General features: G+C 56.8%; 8 protein-coding genes. 2 read left to right on the top strand and 6 right to left on the bottom strand.

What is annotated here, in order from left to right; translation table 11 throughout:
* Positions 1 to 10 precede the first annotated feature (10 nt).
* Genes A6R74_RS20900 through A6R74_RS20925 form a run of 6 tightly spaced genes read right to left on the bottom strand, consistent with a single transcriptional unit; the run spans position 11 to position 14,499 of the window.
* On the bottom strand, positions 11 to 1,336 hold the full coding sequence (locus A6R74_RS20900) for an aminotransferase class I/II-fold pyridoxal phosphate-dependent enzyme (RefSeq protein ID WP_064236410.1): 1,326 nt from the start codon (positions 1,334 to 1,336) through the stop codon (positions 11 to 13).
* On the bottom strand, positions 1,333 to 8,781 hold the full coding sequence (locus A6R74_RS20905; RefSeq protein ID WP_064236411.1) for a type I polyketide synthase: 7,449 nt from the start codon (positions 8,779 to 8,781) through the stop codon (positions 1,333 to 1,335). The genes A6R74_RS20900 and A6R74_RS20905 overlap by 4 nt, the downstream gene beginning before the upstream one ends.
* The gene (locus A6R74_RS20910) at positions 8,778 to 10,403 is read right to left on the bottom strand and encodes an LTA synthase family protein (protein WP_064236412.1); all 1,626 of its coding nucleotides are present in this window, start codon (positions 10,401 to 10,403) and stop codon (positions 8,778 to 8,780) included. The genes A6R74_RS20905 and A6R74_RS20910 overlap by 4 nt, the downstream gene beginning before the upstream one ends.
* On the bottom strand, positions 10,396 to 11,193 hold the full coding sequence (locus A6R74_RS20915; protein ID WP_064236611.1) for an SDR family NAD(P)-dependent oxidoreductase: 798 nt from the start codon (positions 11,191 to 11,193) through the stop codon (positions 10,396 to 10,398). The genes A6R74_RS20910 and A6R74_RS20915 overlap by 8 nt, the downstream gene beginning before the upstream one ends.
* A 56-nt stretch (positions 11,194 to 11,249) precedes the next feature.
* Positions 11,250 to 12,491 (bottom strand): capsule biosynthesis protein, encoded by a 1,242-nt coding sequence (locus tag A6R74_RS20920; protein WP_064236413.1) that lies wholly within the window; start codon positions 12,489 to 12,491, stop codon positions 11,250 to 11,252.
* A gap of 1 nt (position 12,492) precedes the next feature.
* Positions 12,493 to 14,499: a capsular polysaccharide biosynthesis protein gene (locus A6R74_RS20925; protein ID WP_064236414.1), complete on the bottom strand. Its 2,007-nt coding sequence runs from the start codon at positions 14,497 to 14,499 to the stop codon at positions 12,493 to 12,495.
* 388 nt (positions 14,500 to 14,887) lie between these two features.
* Here A6R74_RS20925 and A6R74_RS20930 point away from each other — a divergent pair, with 388 nt between their 5' ends.
* Both A6R74_RS20930 and A6R74_RS20935 read left to right on the top strand, forming a co-directional pair.
* Positions 14,888 to 16,798, top strand: a complete 1,911-nt coding sequence (locus tag A6R74_RS20930; RefSeq protein ID WP_240488289.1) for a sensor domain-containing diguanylate cyclase — start codon at positions 14,888 to 14,890, stop codon at positions 16,796 to 16,798.
* Between the two features lie 150 nt (positions 16,799 to 16,948).
* Positions 16,949 to 17,896 (top strand): AEC family transporter, encoded by a 948-nt coding sequence (locus A6R74_RS20935; protein ID WP_064236415.1) that lies wholly within the window; start codon positions 16,949 to 16,951, stop codon positions 17,894 to 17,896.
* The last annotated feature ends 61 nt before the right edge of the window (positions 17,897 to 17,957 follow it).

A 17,957-nucleotide genomic window follows, 5' to 3' on the forward strand; every position in this document is an offset into this window, starting at 1 on the left:
CGTTATAAAATTATGGCAGTAGTGCGGTGAGCGCATCAAGCGTTTGGTCAATCTGTGCCTGGGTATGGTCACAAGAGAGAAAAAAGCGTAACCGTGCGCTTTTTTCGGGTACCGCCGGGTGCAGGATTGGCTGTACGTTAATCTGTTGTTCTAACAGGGCGTTGGAGAGCCGGGCGGCGGCTGCGGAGCTGCCGATAATCACCGGCACCACCGCGGCGCCGATGCTGTTGCCAGTGTCTAGCCCGCGGGCAGTGGCCTGTTCAAGAAAGTAGCGCGAAATAGCGTGCAGGCGCTGCACCCTTTCGGGCTCTTGCTGCATTAGCTGCAGCGCGGCTAGCGAAGGGGCGGCGACTTGGGCGGGCATGCCTACGCTGTAGAGAAATCCGGGGGCGAGGTAGCGTAGTGTTTCCACCAGCGGTTTGCTGCCTGCGATATAGCCACCGCAGCCAGCCATGGCTTTGCTCATGGTACCCATCCAGATATCCACGTCGCGGGGGTCGATATCGAAATACTCGCGCAGCCCCAGGCCGGTGTCACCCATCACCCCGAAGGAGTGGGCTTCATCGACCATTAGCCACGCCTGATAACGCTGCTTCAGCTCGATAAAACGCGGCAGCTCAGGGATGTCGCCATCCATGCTGTAGAGCCCTTCAATCACTACCAGTACGCGTTCAAACTGATGCCGATGACGGGCCAGTAGAGCTTCCAGCGCAGCGGGGTCGTTATGGCTAAACGACATACGCTTGGCGCCGGAAAGCTGCGCGCCGACCAGCGAACTGTTATGGATATACTCGTCGTGGAGCACTAAGTCCTTGGGCCCCAGCAGATGCCCTAGTGTCGAGACATTGGTGGCATGGCCACTGACAAACACTACCGCGTCTTCGACGTCGTAGGCGTTGGCCAGAGCTTGTTCAAGCTCCTGATGAATGGGCCGTTCGCCGGAGACCACGCGACTGGCGGAGACCGAGGTGCCGTAGCGGGCCACGGCATCGCAGGCGGCCTGATTGATACGCGGGTCGCCCGAGAAGCCAAGATAGTTATAGCTGGCAAAGTTAATGCAGGTCTGCCCATTGATCACGCTGGTTGCCCCGGCGGTGCCTTCGTGCACCTTGAAAAACGGGTCGACCAAGCCTAACTGTTCGGCGGCTTGGCGCATCATGGCAATTTGCTGATAGCCGGGCTGGGCGTCAAAACGCGTGAAGCGCTCCGGCACCGTGCGCTGCTCACTGCCTTGCCCATTGGAGGTGGGAACGGCGGCGCTGGCAGCACGCGGCGCGGTGCGCCTGCGTGCTTGTTCCAATAGTTGCTGTTTCAGTTCAGAGCGCTTGGCAGTCATGGTGTCTCAGTCGCGGGTGATGAGGAGGCAGACGTAGGCTCAGTGGTTACCCCTTCGGTGCCTAAATCTTCAGTGCCATGCTGTGCGGCCAGTGAGGCTATCGCATCCTGCGGAGCGTCTTCAGCATCGTCATGCTGATGCATTTTCTGAATCAGCACGCCTGCCAGTTTGTCGAGGGTCGATGCTTCACTGAGCACCATCACTGACACCTGAACGCCTAAGCGGTTCTCGATAGCAGTCATCAGTTCAACCCCCATCAGGGAGTCAAAGCCCATATCGTAGACCGAACGGTGAATATCGAGCTTCTCCTCATCCACCAGCAGAATGCTGGCCAGCTCAGCGCGCAGCAGGTCGGTGACCGTGCTGTGCAGCTCTTCAGGGGAGAGGTCGGCCAGCAGGGCGCTGATATCGTCGTCGGCATCGGCATTGCCGTCGTCGTCGCTGGCGCGGGCAATTTCGTTAAAGCGCGGTGCTTCAGCAGTTGGTAAGAAGCGAGCAAGCGCACCCCACTCCAGTTCCAGCACGCCCAGGCTTGGCCCTGGCGTCAGCAGCATCTGTTCGAGTACTTTCAGCGCATCCTCCGAGCGCAGCGCGGAGCCGCCCAGGCGCTCCTGCAGCGCATCCCGGGTGCGGGTGTTGCGGGCCAGGAAGCCGACATCTTCAATCGCGCCCCAGCGTACGCAGGTGGCGGGTAAGCCCGCGGCACGACGATTGGCGGCAAACGCCTCCAGCCAGTGGTTGGCGGCGACATAGTTAGCCTGACCGGGGTTGCCGAACAAGGTGGTCGCCGACGAATAGAGCACGAAGAAGTCCAGCTCGGTTTCGCGGGTGAGCGCATCGAGATGGCGGGCACCGTCGATTTTGGGCGCGAGCACTTTCTGAATGCGCTCGGCATCTAGATTGCGGATAAGGCCGTCATCGATCACCGTCGCGGCGTGGACGATGCCACGTAGCGGTGCGAGTTCACCCTTGGCGCGCTCCAGTACATCGGCCAGCGCTGCGCGGTCGGTAATATCGCAGGCGGCGGCGAGTACCGTAACGCCTTGCTGTTCAAATGCCGCAATGGCTGCTTGGGCCTCTTCACTGGCCGGGCCACTGCGGCTGAGCAGAATCAGTTGCCGTGCGCCTTTGTCTACCAGCCACTGGGCGGTCCTTAGCCCAAAGCCACCCAAGCCGCCGGTGACCAGATAGCTGGCCTCCGCGGATAGCTGCATCATTGCCGTGCCCAATACTTCGTTTTGGGGCGGCGCGATGGGCTGTTCGTAAGTCACCACGACTTTGCCGATCTGGCGCGCCTGCTGCATATAGCGGAAGGCGTCGATCACCTGGGTGTGGCTGAACGAGGTAAATGGCAGCGGGCTCAGGGTGCCGTCGTTAAACAGCGCCATCATTTCCCCAAACAGGCGCTGGGTGAGCGCGGGCTGCACTTTCATTAGCTGGTCGGAGTCGATACCGAAGTAGCTTAAGTTGTTGCGGAACGGGCGCAGGCCGATATGGGTGTTTTCGTAGAAATCACGTTTACCCAGCTCCAGGAAGCGGCCAAACGGGCGCAGCGCGCGCAGATTTTGGTTGATTGCCTCTCCTGCTAGGGAATTAAGCACCACATCGACGCCTTCGCCATTAGTGTCTTCAAGGATCTCTTCGGCGAAGGTGAGCGAGCGCGAGTCGTAGAGTCGCTCGATCCCCATCAAACGCAGGAAGTCGCGCTTCTCTTCTGAGCCCACCGTGGCGTAAACGTCGGCCCCCAGCCACTGGGCAATCTGCAGCGCTGCAATGCCTACGCCGCCTGCGGCGCCGTGAATCAGTACTTTCTCACCGGGCTCTACCCGCGCCAGGTGTTTAAGCGCGTAGTAGACCGTAAAGAAGGTGGTTGGGATCGTCGCCGCGGCGGCAAAGCTAATGCCTTCCGGCAGTGGCGCCACGGCGTGCTGGCTGGCGATGACTTTATCGCTGAAGCTGGCGGGCCCGAAGCCGACCACGGCTTGCCCTGGGGTTAGCTGAGTAACGTTGCTACCCACGCTTTCTACTACGCCCGAAAACTCAAGACCCAGGGTTGGGCCGGCAAAACCGTTCTCAATGGCTTCATCGGAGAGCAGGCCGAGGGTGTACATCACATCGCGGAAGTTAAGCCCAGTGGCTTTCACGCGAATGGCCACTTCGTCGGCACCGGCTTCGGGAAGCGGGCGCGGGCGCCAGGTTAACTGGCGCAGCTGGCCGGGCATGGCAAAGCCTAGCGTCATCGCTTGATGAGATCGCTTGGTTTGAGCGGCTTCCGCCTGTGTTGGGCGGGGCGCTGGCAGGGTGCGTAGCCGGGTGGCAAAGCGGTGGCCCTGGTTATCAATCAGCGCTTCGTTTTCGCCATCCGGTTGGGCAAGCAGCAGCGCCCAGGCGCTAAGCGCGGGTTCGCTCATCTCTGCCGGTACATCCAGCAGGTAGACGTTATGGCCTACCGCTTCGTTGGCCAGCGAACGGCCAAAGCCCCATAGGGCAGCATCGCCAGGGGTATCGCCTATAGCATCGCCATCGCTAAGGCCGGAGGCAGGCGTTGCCTGCCAGAGTGTGCTAAGACCGTTGGTCACTAGCCACAGGGAGGCGGTGAGGGCTTGCTGCTCCAGGGCTAACGTCCACTGTAGGGCGTGCTCACAGCGTGCGGTTTGCGCCTCAGTGCTGCTGGCGCCGAGGCCGCGCAAATCAATCACATTGAGCGGTAGCTCAGTTTGACTGTCGAGTAACGCTTGCGTCAGCAGTTCAGCGGGGGCGGCTTGGCTAACGCTAAGCAGGGCTGAATCTCCCCGCTGCTGCAGCGCCTCGACCAGTTTGGCGGCAAGCGCTTCACTGCTGTGATCCGCGAGGACTAGATGCCGACGCCGCGCCGCGCTGTCAGCGGTCTCGGCTGAAGGCGTATCGAATGGATAGTGGGCGTGGAGAAGATAGGCGCCGCTATCACTCTCTTCCAGCGCCATCGGCGCGGAAACCACAAAGCCTTGGTCGTTGAGCCAGCCGATCAGCGTCTCTTGCTCCAGAGCGGTTTGATCGATGCCGGGTGTGGCCAGCAGATCATCTAACCAGCGGCTGGGCGCAATGCCGATCAGCATGACTTGAGCACCGGGGGCCAGTTGCGCTGGCAGCACCTCAATCAACTGACGCGTCGCGGCAGGTTGGGTGATATCCACGCTGACAAACGCCAATTGCGCTTTTTCAACGCCAGCGGGGGCAGTAAGCGCGGTGGCGTCCTCTTGCCCCAGGTGTTGAATGTCCATCAGCGGGAAGCGTTCTTGCAGCTGCTCCGCCTGATGACGAGTGCTATCAAGGGTGGTGATAACGCGGTAATGGGTAAGGTCGTGGTAAAGCGCCTGGGCGCTACGTTCCAGCAACCGTTCGCCCAACGCAGGCGCGCTGGGGCCCGCTTCCAGCAGTTGCAAGCGCTGCCCCACGGGGAGCTCTGCTATCAGAGCATCGATCAACTCGGCTAACGCGCCTGCCAATGCCTGCCAGCCGCTTTCACCCACCAGCACTCGGTTCAAGCGCGCCAACTGGTCGTGGCTAATGCCCAGCGCTTCAAGATCGCTGGTGCCGCTGCGTAGCGCCTGCTGGTGAAACCCTAAACGGCCCACTAAGTGAATGGGCGCAAAGTAGTCGGGGTAGTCTTGCACCAGCAGCTGCCAGATAACGTCTGGCGAGTGCTGCGCTTCATCAGTTGCCTGATCTTGGGCTTTAACCACCGCGTTTTGCTGGGCAAACGCTTCACTAAGGCTATCAAGCAGTGGCGCGACTTCATTGCCGTAACGCTGCCCGGTGCTGGCGGCGTATACGCTTGCGATATCGGCCAGACGAGCGAGCGCATCACCGGGCAGTGCCAACGGCTCTACCTGCAGCGGCGCTGGGGTGAGTTCCACATCCAGATAGCTGAAGTGCTGGTGATGGGCACGGTTGAGACGAATCGCTTTGAAGCGGGTTTTGCTCAATACGGCAACGGCATTGCCTGCGGCGTCATACAGCTCAAAGTCAGCGGTAAAGGAGTGCGGCGCACGCTTGCCCATTACGGCGCGGGCGAGTACCGGCGCACCGGCCTGAGTGTTGACTTGAATGCGCCCAACGCGAACCGGCACGAAGGCGAGCTGCGCGGCAAACTCGCTGTGCTGCGCGAGCAGTGGGATAAACATCTGGAAGGCGCTATCCAGAATGCCGGGGTGGACATGCAGCGTAGTTAACTGCCCTTGCACCTCATCCGACAGCGCGATTTCGCCAATTACCGCATCGCCTTCAATCCAGCCGTGGGAGATGGCTTGGAAAGCGGGCCCGTAATGTAGGCCGATGCGCTCGGCCATTGCCAGGTGGTCTGCCAGTGTGTAGTCCGGTGCACGCTTAGGCAGCGCTGGCGCTGTGCGGTTGAGCAAAAAGCCACGGCTTTCGCGCATGGTGCGGGCCACGGCATTTAGCTGCCACTCAATTCCGGTGGCCGGCTCGCGGGAGTGGATCTCCAGGCGACCATCTGCTGGCAGGTAGGTTAACCGCATGGTGCGCCCATGGGGGCCATCCAGCAGCAGCGGGGCACGGATTTCCAGTTCTTCGATATCCAGCAGCGGGATATCTTTTAGCTGCAGCGCCGCTGCCAGGGTGAGTTCTACAAAACCTGCACCGGGGAATACCGCGCCTTCACCCACCACATGGTCGGCCAGCCAGGGCTGACGTTGAGTATCTAGCTGGCTTTCCCAGGTGTGTTCGTGCTGCGCCAGCGGGTAGCCCAGCAGCGGGTGCTGGTAATAGCGCGAAAGCAGACCCTGGCCGTCGTTGGTGCCGTGCACCCAGTGGTGGTTACGCTGCCAGGCATAGCGGGGTAACGGCACGCGCTGTCCTTCCACTGGGAAGTAGCGGCTTCCCATGGCAAGGCCGCTTAACAACATTTGACTCAGGCTGTGCTGCAAGCCCTCTAGGCCCGGTTTGTGGCGCTCAATAGTGCCAAAGACCAACCCTGGTTGCTCCAATTGACGGAGCGACTCATTGAGATAACGGCGCAAAATAGGATGGGCGCCAATCTCGATAAAGATGTTGTTGCCCTGTTCAATTAGAGCGCTAGCGGCGGCATCAAACAGTACCGGTTCACGAATGTTTTTCCACCAGTAGGTGGCATCCAGCACGAGACCGTCACTTAGCGCGCCGGTCACGGTGGAGTAGTAGGGGATCTGCGTGGCCCGTGGAGTAATGTCAGCTAACGCTTGGATGACGCCTGCCTCAATACTGTCCATTGCAGGGCTGTGGAAGGCATAGTCCAGCGGCAGGCGTTTGGCAAAAATATCCTGTTCGCTCAGGGCGGCTTCCAGAGCACCCAGCTGTTGGCTGTCGCCTGCTAGCGTAATGCCTTTTGGGCTGTTAATACCTGCCAGACAAACCTGGTTGAACTCGGGCTTTTCGAGCCACTCGGCAATATCGTCGGCGCTCATGGCTACGGCGGTCATTTCGCCTTGACCACGGGTCTTACCCTGGTAGTCGCTGCGGTAGTAAATCACTTTGACCGCATCTTCCAGGCTAAGCGCTCCGCTGGCCCAGGCGGCGGCCACTTCGCCTACGCTATGGCCTAATACTGCTTTGGGCTTAATACCTTGATCACGCAGCCACTCGGTCAGCGCCACTTGCAGTGCAAATAGCGCAGGCTGGGCGATTTCGGTCAATGCAAAGCGGTTGCTATCACTTTCCTGTTCACGATTACGACCTTCAAGCTCGGCGCGTAGCGAGAAATTACCGTGCTGTTGAAAAAGTGCGTCAACGCGGTCAATAGCCTCAGCGAAAACCAGCGAATCACTAATCAGATCGCGGCCCATGGTTTCCCACTGGCAGCCGTTGCCATCGTAAACAAATACCGGGCCTAGCGCGTTGGGCAAGCGCTCCAGCGTAGTGACGCTTTTTGTTTCACCGGCGGCAAATTCACTTAATCGCGCGGCGGCTTCTTCCGCTGTTTGGGCAAACAGCAGCGCGCCATGGCTATGCCTGTCACGGTGGTTGAACAGCGTGTAGGCGATATCGTAGAAGCTGGTGCCGTCGTTTTCGCGCAAGTCGTTTTCACGCAAATAGCTAGCCAAGGTTTCGGCACTTTGGGTAAGCGCATCTTCGCTGCGGGCACTAAGGCGAATCGGTAGTGGTGAGTTTGGCACCTGTGGTTCGGGTTTTGTCCGCTCGGGTGGGCTTTCCAAGATAACGTGGGCGTTGGCCCCGCCAAAACCGAAGGAGTTAACGCCGATGACCAGGCGGCCCTGTTTTTTCAGCGGTTGGCCTTTGGTGACCACCGAGATGTTCCACTCATCGAATTTGATACGCGGATTGAGTTTGCGAATGCCAATCGTGGCCGGTACTTCACGGTGCTGAATGCTGTAGAGCGCCTTGGCCAGCCCAGCCACGCCAGATGCAGTTTCCAGGTGGCCCAGGTTGCTTTTTATGGAGCCAATCAGTAGCGGTGTTTTACGCTGCTGGCCCAGTGCTTCACCAATTGCGCGGGTCTCGATCGGATCGCCAACGGCGGTGCCGGTACCGTGAGCTTCCAGGTAGTCGATCTCGTCCGGAGAGATGCCCGCCTGCTGATAGGCGCGCTTCATCAAGTCAATCTGGGCGCTGGGGTTAGGTACCGTTAGGCCGGATTTGTGACCGTCGGTGTTGACCGCCGAACCTGCCACCACGGCAATAATATTATCGCCATCGGCGACTGCCTGGTCGTAATCTTTGAGCAGGAAAATGCCTGCCCCTTCCGAGCGCACATAGCCATTGCCCGCTTCATCGAAAACCTGACAGCGGCCAGTGGGCGAGAGCATGCTGGCTTTGGAGAAAATGATAAAGCCATAGGGGTGCAGGTGAAGGCTAATACCGCCTGCCAGCGCCATATTGGTCTCGCCACTGCGAATCGATTGGCAAGCTTGGTGAAAGGCCACCATTGAGGACGAACAGGCGGTATCCAGCGACATGCTGGGGCCGTGTAAGTCGAAGACATACGACAGCCGATTCGAGGCAATGCTGGAGGTGTTACCGGTAGCGGTGGAGGCGTCAATCGCCGCCATGTCGTCCGCTATACGGTAAGAGTAGTCGAGGCTGGCAACGCCTAAAAATACCCCACACTGGCTGCCGCGCAAGGAGCTCGGCAGAATGCTGGCGTTTTCCATGGCTTCCCAAGCGAGCTCTAAGAGCATGCGTTGCTGGGGATCCATATTGGCCGCTTCGCGGGGCGAAATACCAAAAAACTCAGCGTCAAATCCGCTGATATCACCTAGGCTGCCAGCGGCAAAAGTCACGCTGGTGCCGGGGTGGCGTTTATCCGGGTGCAAAAAGGCGTCGTGGCTCCAGCGGTCAGCGGCCACTTCGGTAACTAAATCTTTTTCGGCTTGCAGGTCCTGCCAGAACGTTTCAGGGGTGGTGCCGGGGAAACGATGGGCGGCGCCGATAATGGCAACGCGTTTAGTCATTCTTGCTCCTGAGGTTCTGGTTCTGCCTTGATCACATCGTTACTTATATCGTGTCCAAACACCTGTTTAAATAACTGGACACCAAGTTCGTTTGCGGCTAGTTCAAGTGGCTCATTAGCCGTTGCTCTATGCGCCGTTGCCAACCGCTCGCCTGCTGTTACCCAACCCGCCGTTGACCATATCATGTAGGGGGTGCGGCTATCTGGGGGCGTAAAATGTGCATACGCCTCAGGCAGAATCGGTACATGATCCCCATACCAGCCTAGCAGTCCTGGTCGCTTTGCAGTATTGAGCGAATTTTTAACGCTAGCCAACATCTTGTCGGATTCACTTAAATGCTGCAAATAGACCGCGAAATCACGCAGATGATCGGGCAACGGCCAGTGCGCGTCGGGCAGCGTAGTGGCTAGCGTCGCTTGGCTGGGTGCTTCTAAATGGAGCGGGCCGTGATTTTCCATGGTGATAACAAACACAAATAGCGGTCTATTATCGTCATCTTCAAGCAGCCGTCCAATCTTTCGTGCTACTGCCTGGTCGCTAATGTACTGGCCGCTTTTGTCGCTGCTCGTGAAGGCATTGATATCTATAAAGTGGTCAAAGCCTAACAGGGGCATCACCTTGTGGCGAAAATAGAAGCTCGCCAGGTACGGATGCACGCACACTGTTTGATAACCCGCAGCTTTTAGCGTGCTCGCTAAACTGGGCATGGGGTGGCGAGCAAGCGTGCGGTAAGGATTGAACTGGCGCGCCCCCCATTGGGTGGGTGCAATGCCGGTTAATACGGCGCACTCGGTACGCACCGTGTTGGCGCCCCAGGCGGGCACGTTTAACGCGCCGTGCAGGATGGCGCTTGCACGGGTGGCATCAAAATCGGGAAGTAACTCTGGGTTTACCTCGTTACACCAGGGGCGTGGGTCGAAAAACGACTCGCTCTGCACTAACACCACGTTGGGAAGCGGCTGTTCGCCTTTATGCGCTTTTACCTTCGATGTTAAGGCGTGAAAAGGTGATTGCTCGGGTGTTGGCACGGGGGAGCGCATCAGCGCCACGCCGTAGGCCCACAGGCTGGCGAAAAGCCCCAGGTGGTGCATGTCATCTATGGGCCGCAAAGTAATGGCAGGCAGCCTGGGTATACTGAATGCCAGCAGCAGGGCGCCTGCTGCCATTACCCCCACTGCATGGGTCAAAAAGCGGCTAGCGCCTGCGCTGGTTACCAGCGAGCCTTCCCAATAAAAGAATGCACCAATCGCAACGGCGGCTGCGCTGCTGGCGGCGATTGCCAAGCCAACGCCGAAAAAAGGCACGTATAGGCGCGGGTGCAGAATGGCATCCCAAAAGTACTCAAAATCGTGGCAGATAAACGGCTCGTTGAGGGTATGTGATTTGGCGTTGCTCGACTGCACGACGACCAGTTGCAGCGACAGAAACACCATCAGCGCAAACCAGGGGCGCTGAAGTAACAATACCAATATGCCGAAAATCAGTAGCCATGAGCCGATATGTACGCTATTGGCCGCACTACCGCGTTGCCAAAACGGGCGCGGCCGCGGGCTGAGCAGGGCTTCAAACATGCTGCTGATCAATAGCCCCGCGAGTAGCGGCCATACCAGCGCATTAATCATGGGGCGTGTCTCCTGGGTGGTTAAAGCCCAGGCGTTTGATCAACCACTGAGAAATTCCTGCGGGCAGTACCGCCAGCCACCAGGTGCCAAAATTAAGTGGAAAGGGGAAGCTGATACGCGCGCGATTGGCAGTGATGCCGCGTTTGATTACCTTGGCGGCACGCTCCGGCGGCCACTCCCAGGGTTTGGGGCCGGGCATGGCTTCGCACATGGGGGAGGTGACATAGCCGGGCATCACCACGGTTACACCGATACCATGGGGTGCGAGAAGTCCACGTAACCCTTCGCCGTAGGCTTTAATACCCGCTTTACTGGCGCTATAGCTGGGTGTGGTGGGTAAGCCGTGCCATGCTGCAAGCGAGCTAATCAGTACCAGTTGGCCGCTACCGCGGGCCTGCATCGCGGGTACCAAGCGTTGCGCCATGGCGATAGGGGTTTTTAGGTTGATCTCCAGCAGCGCTTGCACGTCTGCCCAGGGTTCTAAGATATCAGGCCCTTGGGGGTGGGTGTTTTTGCCCGCGTTGGCGATGACGATATCCGGCACCTGATCGGCGCAAAGTCCGGCTAGCCAGCTTTGCAGGGCGTGGTCATCGGTCAGGTTAATAGTTGAGAGCGTGACCTGAGCACCTTGCTGACGGCAAGTCTCGGCAAGAGCCTCTAGCTTTTTCTGCTGCCGTCCGTGCAACACCAAATGGGTGCCGGTGGCGGCATAGGCATTTGCCAGTGCACCCCCAATCGCGCCGGTTGCGCCAGTGATCAGCACACAGCGGTTTGGAGTAGACTGACTCACAGTCGCTCTCTCAGTAGCGGCCACAGTCGCTGTCACATTTTCTGTCACATCATCTGTCACAGTAACTTCTCCAACGGCGACGGGCAGGCTTCAAGTATGCGAGCGGCGTTTTCTACGGCTAAATCGATGCCGGGCTGGCAGTAGTAACCGCCGTTAACCTGTACGGCGTGCATCACGGTCTTTTGAAAATAGCCAAATAGTTCGCTGTTAGGCGGCTGCGGCTGCTGCCAAAAATCCGCTAAGGCACCTTGGTAGGTCAGCCCATCCAAATTGTATATTGGGTCGCTAAGCGCATAGGTGGGGCAGCTCTTCTCCAGCGAGACAATGCCCACGGTGCTGTTTACGGTCACATTGCCCTTGGCGTGTTTGAGCAGTACGTTGAGATCCCCATACTCCAGATAGACGATACGCCCTTGTAGGCCGTGGCGTTCGGCAAGCCGTTGGATGATCTTGGGGTAATTGACCAACCCCATATCCAAAGGGTGGTTCTTAATGCAAAGCTGCGTATCGCTGGGCGCGTGCTGGGCGAACGAAGCCATCACGTCATCCATCACTTCCTGCATATTGGCGTAGGGGGAGTGATCACGAATTTGCGCGTCGCTATTTAACTGCAGTGGCAGCATGAAATAAGGGCGTCCGCTTTCGATCAGCGCTTTAATGCGCGCGGCATCGCGTTTTTTCCAAACCGCTTTTAATTGAGCAAAACGCTTGAGGTAGCCCGCGTATTCGACGGGGGCAGTGATCGGCGCATGATTGCGGTAGTGCGGTGCCACCAGCGGATTGGCCAGCCCGGCCAAATGGTAGCCGACATCGTGCATTGCGCGGATTTTAAACGAGGAGCGAAAGCGCACCGGTGCCGGCGGTTCGGGCAGCGCTTTGCCGGTCTCATAAAACCAATTGGGGTCACGGGGCAGCAGCGAGTGACCGTTAACGCCTTCGCGCTCCAGAGTAATCCAGAAAGGGCGAAAGTAGCCCTCTTCAAACACGTGGGTGCGTACACCGGCTGCGGCGGCATTATCGACGGCGGGGCGGTGAATAGGGCGACGATCACCGAACACTACTTGGTCGGTAATGCCGTACTTCTGCCACAGCGCTTGAATATAGCCGGGTAGCTCGGATGTGGGGCCGCGAAACAGGTGACTTTCGCCGTGGGTGCGCTGCCAGTAGGCGATATCGCCCGCATTAAAGTTGACCTTAACGACGCGATGCCCATCATTAACCAGGCGCTTGGCTAAACGCTGGTAAAACGGTGAGCATACGCCCTGTAAAAATAAGAATGCACGCTTTTGATCCTTCAACTCAATGCCTTCCGATCAACAAGTTACGATAACAGCGGTAGAGTTGCTGTTTCCATGTAAGGGTGTTTTTCTGTGTTCTTGCCTGTTCCAACAGGCTGACGACGGTTTCAGCATTGCATAGCTGGTGGGTCGTTGGGTCTACATAGCCGGGGTAGAGAATCAGTGTACCGGCCACCAGCGCATCCAGCGTGAGCGCGCGCGTTCGGCGTGGGCAGCTAAGCGCATCCTGCGTTAACCCCCAGCCAGCATAAAACGGCAGTCCATAGGTGCTGACTTCTCGCTGACGTAACAGTGCTTCAAACCCGGTCAATGAGCTCATCGTATGCACTGCATCAACACGCTCTAGCAGGGTGGCGATGTCGATGTCGCTGGCATCCAGATCATACAGGCGTTTGGCTTTAGTATCGAGTGCCCCGACGCGCGCCCCGGTTAATACATCGGGGTGGGCTTTATAAACGATAAAAGCCTCTGGATGCGCGCTGCGTACGGCGCTCAACAGCCCGCTATTGGTATTAATGTGCGGCGAGCCGGTGGCAATCGAGGCGTCGCTCTCCACCTGGCCGGGCACCAAAATAATGTAACGCCCTTTGGGCAGATCAACCTCTGCCGCGCCACGCACGTTGTACTTGGATAGCTTTAGGGCTACTAGCCTTTCACGTAAATGCTGGGCACGCAGCAACAGGTCGTCGCTAAAAGATGTGTTGTTGAGCAACGTCTCCAAATCGCTGGGCTGGCTGGGGTCGTAATAGATGCCCTGTGAATCAATCACTAGCGACAATGGCTGCGTAAGGTCGACTCCCAAACCCACCGAGCGAATAAAGCCATCCTCCATGCGCCATAGGTTGGCCATGTGCTGGGCGTGCTGATGTTTAAAATCATCATCGATGCGGCTCGACCATACCAGTAGCCGCTCTTCAGGGGGGCTGAGGGTGGGCAGCTCGGGCTGATAATTCACCTTGGCGACGGTGCCTAAAAAATTGCCAATAAAGCGCCGTTTCCATGAAGAGAAACCACACGCCCTCCAGTCGCCTCGATAGCGTTCCTGCTGGCGCTTTTGGTCGGCGATTAAGGCAATCGTCTCTTCCAGCGTTGCGGCCTGCCGGGTGTAAGGGTTGGCATAGCGGCAGTAGCGTAAATAGGCGGCGGCAAACACTTCCGTTAACGTGCGTTTGGTGCGACGGCGGTGGCAGGGTAGTTGATCGTGGGTAAGCCCCCAGCCTGAGTAAAACGGAATGCCAAAGCAGTGCACTTGCTTACCAGCAAGCAGCGCTTCAAAGCCGAGCTGGCTGGTCACGACATAAACGTGGTCGACCTGATCAAATAGCGCCCAGGGGTTAAGGTCTTCACCAATTACCTTACAGCGCGGGTGGTCTGCGGCGTTAAGTAGGTGGCCTTGTTTTTTCCCAGCAATGACATCCGGATGGATCTTGACCAGAATATCGGCATCCGGATGCGTGGCTAAGGCATCTTCCAGCATCTGCTGGAAGCTTTCGGAGCTGGCGCCGCCATAATGAATAGAGGCATCTCCAGCGGTTTGATCGACCACTAGCACCCTAGCCCGGCTGTTATACTTTGAGAGTTGATCGGGGGCGTGGTTATATTTTGACAGTCGATAGCGGGCGATTAGCGCCATGCAGCGCTCTGCTTGGGCTAACTCCTCTGCGTCGAAAGTGGCCGTGTTGAGCCAGTTTTCTAAATCAGATGGACGCGATGCATCGTAGTAAATTCCGGTCTCATCGACGACCATGCTGTGCGGTTGAAAACCGCTTACGCCTAATCCCAATGAGCGTAGAAAGCCATCTTCCAATGCGATATAAGCTAGCTGGCGACGCTGGGCATATTGCCTAGCGCGGACACTGGTAGGCTTTAACCCCCAACCGATTACCGCATCGGGGGGGCGTCTAAGTGAACTTATGCGGGAGAATTGGTAAAATTCGGGCAGCAGCGCAGGCAGGGCAGCCAGCTTGCGAATACCTGGAGATGTGTAACCTGCCGTTCGTTTTGCCATAAATTAAGGCCGCAGTGAGGTAACAGGATAAGGGATAGGCGGGCGAACATACGTGAATTGAGGGGGGTAATCAATCCAGGCAGTGAGTGCTCACTATTTTTTTCTATTGACAGCAACCCTTTGCACGATAAAAAAATTACCTTAAGTTTGATTCGTTCAACGCGCATGATTGCTCCTTTTTTGGTAGATTTGTCTATTCTTTGTGCCGTTGAAACTACTCCTTAGATTCTGGAGTTAAGTAAGGAGTTAAGTAAAGTATGTATAAAAAGGATAATCGGTGCGTTTCGCCTATCTGCTAAAAAATCTATTTTCTTTCAGTTCGTTAAAGGGCCGGCTTTTGCTGGGGCTTTCCTTTACTTTGCTGTTGCTGCTCGCATTGGTGCTAGGCATGGCGTGGCAAGTCGGTAAGACCATGGTGCAAGAGACTAATATGTCGCACCTGCGTTATGAAGCCACTTTACTCGCCGATGAGGTCACCCAACAAATTGATATGCGCTTTCAGGCGTTAGAGCGTTTAAGCGAAATGATAGGCGCCACCGAAGATGCGAGTTGGATCAGCTACCAGTTGCGGCAAAATGATAGCCTGCTGGCTTGGTTCGAAGGGATTGTGGTCGCCAACCGTGATGGAGAGATTATTGCCGATTGGCCTGCCATTGTGGGGCGTGTCGGGCTCGAAACCGCTGAGCTTGAGTATTTTCGGATGCTGCGCGGTATCCGCCGCCCCTATGTTAGTGAGCCCTTTGTAGGGCGGGCGAGCGGTATACCCATGGTGCTAGTGGGAGTGCCGCGCTTCACGGAACAAGGTACTTTCGATGGCTTTGTTGCTGGTGTTCTTAACTTGGACTCAGGGGGCATATTTAGCCGTTTAGCCAAAGTGCGCCTGGGCGAAAAAGGCTATGCAGGTGTAGCTACCGCTTCTGGAAAAGTCTTATACCATCCGGATACATCACTGATTAATGGAGTCGTCCCCAGCGAGACATTTAACCCGTTGTTAAACTTGGCCTTGGATGGTTGGGAGGGAGATGGCGTTGGGCAGCTCTTAAATGGGGAAGCAGCGCTCCAATCTTATGCCCAGATATGGCCTGCTGGTTGGGTCGTGGGTCTCTATTTGCCTGTGGATCAAGCGCAGCTTCCATTAACGGATTTTATCAGACAGCTCTGGTGGACATGGGTTGTGCTGGTTTTGCTTATGTTTCCTCTATTGTGGTGGGTGCTTGGCCGAGTGCTTACGCCCTTGAGGCATTTAGAGAAGCAGATTGGCGAGGTGGGTTTAGGGCGCCGTGAGAGCGTCAGCCTGGCGACTAATATGCAAGAGTTGCAGCAGGTGGCGAGCACTTTTAACCGTGTGGAAGATGAACGGCAGCTGTTACTAGGCAATCTTCAAGAGCGCGAAGCTTTTCTAGACTCGGTGCTCAATGCGGCGCCTCAGGGTATGTTTGTCGCCAACATGAAGGGCGACATTACCTATATGAACCCCGCGCTACTGGAGATGTTAGGGATCTCCATTGAAGTGCCGATGAAAATATGGCTAACGCAAATTCATACTGACGATATCGCTGGCGCGAAAGATATGTGGCTGCATAGCCTTCGCACCGGCAGTGATTTTGTCCGCCAGTTGCGTTTTTTACGCAGTGATAAAGAGCTTTTGTGGCTGGATATTCATGCCCGCGTGGTTACGCTTTCCCAAGATGGGCATACCCTCGGTTTAGTAGGGGTGGTCAAAGACATTACCGAGCGCCGTGAGCAAGAAGCTATTCAGCGCTGGGAGGCGGAGCACGATCCATTAACCGGGCTGTTGAATCGCCGAGGTTTTGAGCGCCGCCTTGAAGAAGCGTTTGCCGACTTCCAAAAAACCAGCACGCCTTCAGCTCTCTTGCTGTTTGACTTGGATCACTTCAAGCCCATCAATGACGAAGGTGGCCATGCGCTAGGCGACGAAATGTTGCGCCGCATCGCCCAGGTGGTTGCCTGGGAGGTTCGCCGTAGTGACCATGTGGCGCGCCAAGGGGGCGACGAGTTTGGCGTGCTGCTCCCCAGTTGCACCCTGGCTCAGGCAAGGAGAATCGCAGAGTCATTACGTCAATCGGTTAGCGAAATCTCCGTTACCCATGAAGGCAAAGAGTACATGGTCACCTTGAGTATCGGTGTGACTACCTTTGATGATATTGATACCAGTGTGGTCGATGTCCTGGCGCGTGCCGATGCCGGTAGTTACAAAGCTAAGGAGCACGGCCGTGATGGGGTTGTGGTTAATATGCCCAATGATGATGTAATGGAGCTCTTTGACCAGTCTAAATAATGTCAACGAATGCTTGATCCTGTTCCATTCCATACAGTTAAGGGTGCTCTTGCCAGTCGACAAACGTCACCCAGCAGTACAGTATAAGTAGGTGCTAAACTTGTTGTTGGAAGCCCGTCATTTTAAATCAAGGCTGACCGAGATACTGTTGTGAACCTACTTGAACTGTTTGCCCGCACGCTGGATGTCACGTTGCCTGTTTTCGCGATGGTATTTTTGGGCTTGGGCCTTAAGCGCTTGAAATGGATTGATAGCGCCTTTGTCTCGACCGCTTCCGCACTGGTATTTAAAGCAACGCTCCCCACGCTGATCTTCCTGAGTTTGATAAAAGCCGACCTAAGCGTTGCGCTAGACGTATCGCTGATGGTGTTTTTCGCTGTGGCTACGCTGGGGCAGTTTTTATTGAGTTGGCTATGGGCACGATACCGTGTAGCGCATCAGGATCGTGGCATTTACGTTCAGGGGGCGTTTCGCGGCAACTGCGGGATTGTGGGCCTGGCGTTGGCGGCGGGCATGTACGGTAACTACGGGCTTTCTGCAGGCAGCTTGCTATTGGGTGTGGTGATTGTGATGTACAACGCGCTTTCGGTTGTTGTGCTGGCCTTCTACCAACCGGGGCAGTCCACCGATTGGCGCAGTCTGCTCAAGCATGTTGCCAAAAATCCGCTGATTATTTCTGTGTTTGCGGCGCTGCCCTTTACGGTACTGCCGATTCCGTTACCCAGCTGGGTGATTACCTCGGGAGACTACTTTGCCTCGTTAACACTGCCGCTGGCGTTGATATGTATTGGGGCGACGCTATCGGTTTCGAGTATGCGCGACAGCAGTCAAGTAGCTCTCGGCGCTAGCTTGATGAAAATGGTGACGCTCCCGGTACTCTCCACTTTGGCAGCTTGGTTGATAGGGTTTTCAGGCGAACAGTTGGGCTTGCTGTTCCTGTTTTTCGCCAGCCCCACCGCCGCCGCAAGCTTTGTAATGGTGAAAGCAATAGGTGGCAATGTCGCCCTCTCAGCCAATATCATCGCCATCACCACGCTGATGGCGAGCATTACCGTTACGCTAGGCGTCTTCGCACTGCGTTTACTTGGCTGGATATAGCCATTCGGTTGGCCCTACCTAAGTCGACGCGTTATACTACGCGCCCGCAAGTTAAGACCTT

This window comes from Halomonas sp. ALS9 (assembly GCF_001651035.1).
Lineage (GTDB): Bacteria > Pseudomonadota > Gammaproteobacteria > Pseudomonadales > Halomonadaceae > Vreelandella.